The following is a 5,240-nucleotide window of genomic DNA, read 5'->3' on the forward strand; positions in this document are numbered from 1 at the left end:
CTAAGCGATTCTCCAACTCAGGCGGGCTTTCCACGTGACGTGCAATGATGGCGTTTTTAAGGTTGGGCGCGTAGTCTGCCAGTTTATCCAGCACGCGATCGACGACTTGATTCTTTAAGTCCTCGGTCCAACCAGTGCCATTCAGTCCAGTATTTTCGGCATTTTCGATCTGGTATGGCACAAAAAATTCAATCCACAACGTGTGTTTACCCTCCGGAACCAGCGACGGATCGCGCACCGACGGGATGGCTAAATACATTGAGGGATCCTCTAGAGGAATTCTGCCAATGTTGGGATCAGTGTGGGCAAGCTCCACTTGTTTAACAGAATCCGCAATTAGCACCGACCCAGTCAGAAATTCATCATGGTGGTTGTGGTGCTCGAAGCGCGGCAGCTCCGATAGAGCGCAATCGATTTTTAGAATCGCTTCGTTGTGGTTGGTGATGCGACGAGCAACCCGCTCGCGTAGCTGCGCGTCTGCCCCATCCACATCAGCAGGATCAATTAGGTGCAAGAACGATCATTGAGCATCCAAGCTAGAAATGACGCCCTGCGCTACTCGATATTCTTGACCATTGGCAACGCGCACGCCTACGGCTCAGTTATCGTCAATCAGCACTTTTTCGACCGTTTGCTCCGTCAGAATCACACCGCCTAAATCCTTGACGCAGTTCACTAGCGCTTCGCTGAGCGCTCCGGTTCCTCCTTTGGGGCGCCATGCCCGGATTGTGGCGCAGCGTCATCATAATTGCGCCAATGCCATGTTTTTCTGCGAGGGAGGCGTGCTTAACTCTGCTGCCAATCGCGCTAAGAGAGCCTTGAGAAACTCGGAGTCAAAATACTCATCTAGCATGTCCATCGGGCTAGAAAACATCGTCCGCACCAAATCCAGCGTTTGATTTGGTGCGCCGAAGACTAATAGCGTGTCTTTTAGCTTGGCAAAATCAGAATTGCCCGCCATGTCCACGATCGATTTCGGTGGCGCCGTGAAAATTGGAATCAGCATGCCAACAACGCGCTGCCAAAAGTCAGCAAATTCAGCACATTTTTCAGTATCGCGAGAGTTGTATCGGGCAATCTCCGCACAAGTTTTTTCTACCGATCGATGCGCCAGAAAATATTTGCCATCAGGATGGGGACAGAAAATTACAGGGTCGCAAAATAAATACTCCAACCCATATTTCGCTAACTCCAGTTCCTGTACAACGGGTCCCAAATGGATAAAGATATGATCGATCGCGCAGGGATTAAACCGAAACCCCGGAGCTTGTTTCGGCAACAGTTCTTCCGTCGTTGCACCACCCCCCGGAAGCGATCGTCGCTCCAGCAGCAGCACACTGTAGCCCACTTTCAGCAGGTAAGCCGCACAGACCAGCGCATTATGACCCGCACCAATTATTACAACATCATAGGTTTGCATCGAGACCCTACTACTCCAGGTTCGTCGCGCTGTGGCGTAAGTTGTTTTGCTTCTTTAATTGCTTCGCTAAGCAGATCAGCTACCACCAAATGGCTGATGAAGAACAGCTATTTAAGTTGTCCTACTTAGAGTCAGAGGAGTATTTCTTACATTACTGGTCGCGATCGCCGACTTCTTTTGCCCCTAGATAGACCCATCAACTTGCACGCATGTGTGCTATTACACGCCAACAGCACAGTAGAAAAATCCGTTCCGTAGTAGGTCGGTTCCGCCCACTACGATTTAATTAGGCTTGTTACCGTAAGACTATACGACGCAGGCTCATTGTTTTCATCCTGTGCTGCGGAAGAGCCACAATCGTTGTTCAACAATTACACACCAGAATAGCGAGTGAAAAAACTCATCCTTGTGACAGGAGTTGCACTTCTGGCGTTTGTCATCGCTGTATTTACCGCAACCATGCAACAGTCTCATTTGATTCATCAACTTTTTGTCTTTGGCGATAGCCTTTCAGATACTGGCACGGTCTTTAAGGCAACAGGGGGTCACTATCCTCCCAACCCGCCCTACTACCGGGGACGCTACTCCAACGGTCCCGTCTGGGTCGAGCATCTCGCATCTAAGCTGGCCCTGTCCAATTCACAAATTACGAACGCTGCCTGTGGTGGTGCCACAACCGGAAGCGGCAGCATCAACGGCATTCCGGGCATGTTGGCACAAGTCGAAGCCTACACAAAGACAGCTTCACAGACAAAGCCAAAAGCGCTGTACGTGCTGTGGGCAGGCGCAAACGACTATTTGAACGGTGCGAGTTCAGCCATTCCTGTAGAAAATATCTCCAAAGCGATCGCATCTCTAGTCGCTGTGGGCGCGAAAACACTCCTGATCGCCAATCTGCCAGATTTAGGCAACCTTCCCGCTACGCGCAATAGCGCCTATGCCGCTGCCCTGAGTGCTGCTACAGCCTCTCACAACCTGGCACTAGCCAAGGCGTTAGATCGCTTGAGACAGCAGTTTGGCTCAGAGGTTCGACTGATTGAGTTCGATGCCCACATGCTCTATCAGGACGCGAGCGCCCATCCCGCTAAGTTTGGATTCACCAACGTCACTGGCTCCTGCATCAGCCCCTCGTCTAGCTGCAACGATTCGGATCGATTCTTGTTCTGGGACGGCATCCACCCGACCGTCGCAACGCATCGAATTTTGGCAGACCGAGCCTTTAACGCAATTGCCCAAGTGCAGCCCGTATCTGATCCAAAGGTGCTGCAGTAAATAAATTTCGCGATCGCCTCTCGCCTACCCTTGCTGTCTCTTTCAGGAGAGGAAATCTACGATTACTCTTCTCCGAACTAAATAGATGAATTGAAGGAGAACAATCCTAGCAGTAACAACCTTTCCAGCGCAGATCAGGAAATTTTCAATCAAGGTGATATGAAAGCCGAAATCAGAGGGTACTTTACATCCAGGAGTTAGAACCCATCACCCCAAATCTCTCAAGGAGAAACCTCTCATGAAATCGGAATTCAAAGTGAAGTACCTGCAACATCTGGTGAAAAAGCGTAAAGACGAAGGCTTCACCCTGATTGAACTGCTGGTTGTAATCATCATCATCGGTATTCTGGCGGCGATCGCTCTGCCTTCCTTCTTGAACCAGGCAAACAAAGCCAAAGAGTCAGAGTCGAAAACCTACGTTGGTTCCATGAACCGCACCCAGCAGGCGTACTTTCTAGAGAAGAACACGTTCTCCTCAGATGTTTCGCTGTTGGGTCTGGGCGTGAACACCCAAACCACCAACTACACCTACACCATTACCGGTGCGTCTAGAGATCAGGTGACAAACTTCTCTTCTCCACAAAACACCACCACGCTGCGGGCGCATACAGGCGGTGTGCAAGTGGGTCAAACAGGTACCGGAACTTCTACTGAAACCACAACCAAGGCAATTCTCTGTCAATCGCAGCGACCCGCGGCAGGGACTGCCGCAGGCGTAACCCTCACACCTAACACAGCAACTGATCCAGCATGCGCTACGCCAAACTTTGAGCCTTTGAACTAAGGCATCTCGTAGCTGCTTAGCGATTCTAGTTTAATTCAGACAAGAGTGGGTGGATGAGTAGTCCGCCCACTCTTTGGTTTTACCTGTGCTTTTACATATGAGGAGGGCGACGGACGACCCATTGCCCTCTAAGCTGGCGCAGCTTGTGGTTCGATTACGGCTCTTGTGGTCGCTGCTGTGTCAGAATGCCCATCGCTTCGCCTGAATTGGGTCCAGCTATCAACTGGCTCCACGCATCCGCGTCTGCGAAGCCACATTCCTGTAGCTCGTTAATCATTTCGCGCACACCATCAGCACTGCTAATCATCACAATCTGGCACTTTCCCGATTTTAAAGAGTCAAGCTCTAGTGAATCGTCATCTTCAGGCGGAATGTTGGGCAAAGACGCTTCAGACATATTGAGATTCTCCATTAGTTGGGTAGAAGAAATCCCAAAAATTCAGCCACCCCGCAGACGCAAAAAGCAGGGTGGCTCAGGAGAATGGTAAGATTCGCCTTTAGCCACCTTGACTGCTAGTTCCAGTCTAGGAGGTTAGCTACCCAATGCTGCTGCTAACAGCATTGGGTAGCGCTGAATTTCTGGGAGGACGGGCTGCGTTACTGACGTACACGCGACCTTAGTGTGTGAGCATAGCCGTAGTGCAGGTGTTCCGTCAATCCCTTCTTTCAATAAAAATTTGATCGCGTCCACTAGTGGCTTTATGTAGGCATCTCGCCTAGAAATGTCATCTCAGCTGTCTCATTTCATTAAATCCGTTGCCCTAACCAGAGCGGCACAAGTAGCTTCCAGTTACCAGCTTATTAGCTACGAACTGTGTGGTTCCTTCAAAACGCTTCCTTCAGAAGCACGATCGCCTCAGGCGTCTTCCTCATCATCCCGAATCTTCTCGCGCTCGGGTGGCAGAGTCAGGTGCAGCGATCCGATCGGTCCACTAGACGTGCGGCTGACCTGCGCTGCAATTGGGGTTGTGCGGCTGACCGACGTAGACGACTGCAACCCATCGGCGATCGGATGGTGCAGCAGGGTCAGCAGACAAGAACACCCCGCCAGCAGCAGCAGATCCAGTTCTTTGCTAGTGGGTTTACGGGTGCGCGGTTTTCGAGTGTGCATTGTGTTTACCGTTAACAAGTCGTAGACGCTAGATTGATCAATCACTGCTTAATCGGAGTGCTCAGGACGATCGGCGTCAAGCCTATCCAATATACCCAGTTTGCTCGGTACTCAAGTCAATCGACCTGTCTTAGTTGGAATCAGTTCCCTGTCGCAATCCGCGATTGCCGAGCCATCTGGGAGAATTAAAAAATATTGAATTGACCAGAGAGACTGAGAATGTCAGACAACCGTAGAAGTCAAGTTGTTACACAAGGGGTCCAACGATCGCCTAACCGCGCCATGTTACGGGCGGTTGGCTTTCAGAACGAAGATTTTACTAAGCCGATCGTGGGTGTTGCCAGCGCCTACAGTACCATTACCCCGTGCAACATGGGGATTGCACCGCTGGCAGTCCGTGCAGAGGACGGCATTCGTCAGGGGGGCGGCATGCCACAAATTTTCGGCACCATCACGGTCAGCGACGGCATTTCGATGGGCACCGAAGGCATGAAATATTCCCTTGTGTCGCGCGACGTAATCGCCGACTCGATCGAAACCGCCTGCAACGCTCAAAGCATGGATGGGGTTTTGGCGATCGGCGGCTGCGACAAAAACATGCCCGGAGCCATGATCGCAATGGCGCGGATGAACATTCCTGCCATCTTCGTTTA

General features: G+C 51.1%; 5 protein-coding genes and 1 pseudogene. 3 read left to right on the plus strand and 3 right to left on the minus strand.

The genetic code is table 11. From position 1 onward, the window contains the following. Nucleotides 1-1,438: pseudogene (locus H6F43_RS23135) on the minus strand (NAD(P)/FAD-dependent oxidoreductase); the annotation flags it as partial. A gap of 372 nt (nt 1,439-1,810) precedes the next feature. Between H6F43_RS23135 and H6F43_RS12545 the strand changes: the two are divergent. Both H6F43_RS12545 and H6F43_RS12550 read left to right on the plus strand, forming a co-directional pair. Further along, a complete protein-coding gene (locus tag H6F43_RS12545) occupies nt 1,811-2,692 on the plus strand; it encodes an SGNH/GDSL hydrolase family protein (RefSeq protein ID WP_190343089.1) in 882 nt (293 codons plus the stop codon). Between the two features lie 238 nt (nt 2,693-2,930). Continuing rightward, the gene (locus H6F43_RS12550) at nt 2,931-3,476 is read left to right on the plus strand and encodes a type IV pilin-like G/H family protein (protein WP_190343090.1); all 546 of its coding nucleotides are present in this window, start codon (nt 2,931-2,933) and stop codon (nt 3,474-3,476) included. 154 nt (nt 3,477-3,630) lie between these two features. Here H6F43_RS12550 and H6F43_RS12555 read toward each other — a convergent pair whose 3' ends face one another. Both H6F43_RS12555 and H6F43_RS12560 read right to left on the minus strand, forming a co-directional pair. Then, a complete protein-coding gene (locus H6F43_RS12555; RefSeq protein ID WP_190343091.1) occupies nt 3,631-3,873 on the minus strand; it encodes a hypothetical protein in 243 nt (80 codons plus the stop codon). Nucleotides 3,874-4,332: 459 nt separating this feature from the next. Beyond that, nucleotides 4,333-4,587 (minus strand): hypothetical protein, encoded by a 255-nt coding sequence (locus H6F43_RS12560; RefSeq protein ID WP_190343092.1) that lies wholly within the window; start codon nt 4,585-4,587, stop codon nt 4,333-4,335. A 219-nt stretch (nt 4,588-4,806) separates the two neighbouring features. Between H6F43_RS12560 and H6F43_RS12565 the strand changes: the two genes are divergently transcribed. Continuing rightward, nucleotides 4,807-5,240 (plus strand): dihydroxy-acid dehydratase (locus H6F43_RS12565; RefSeq protein WP_190343093.1); only part of this gene is annotated, 434 nt, incomplete at its 3' end.

The sequence above is a fragment of the Leptolyngbya sp. FACHB-36 genome, from assembly GCF_014695955.1.
Classification (GTDB): domain Bacteria; phylum Cyanobacteriota; class Cyanobacteriia; order Leptolyngbyales; family Leptolyngbyaceae; genus FACHB-36.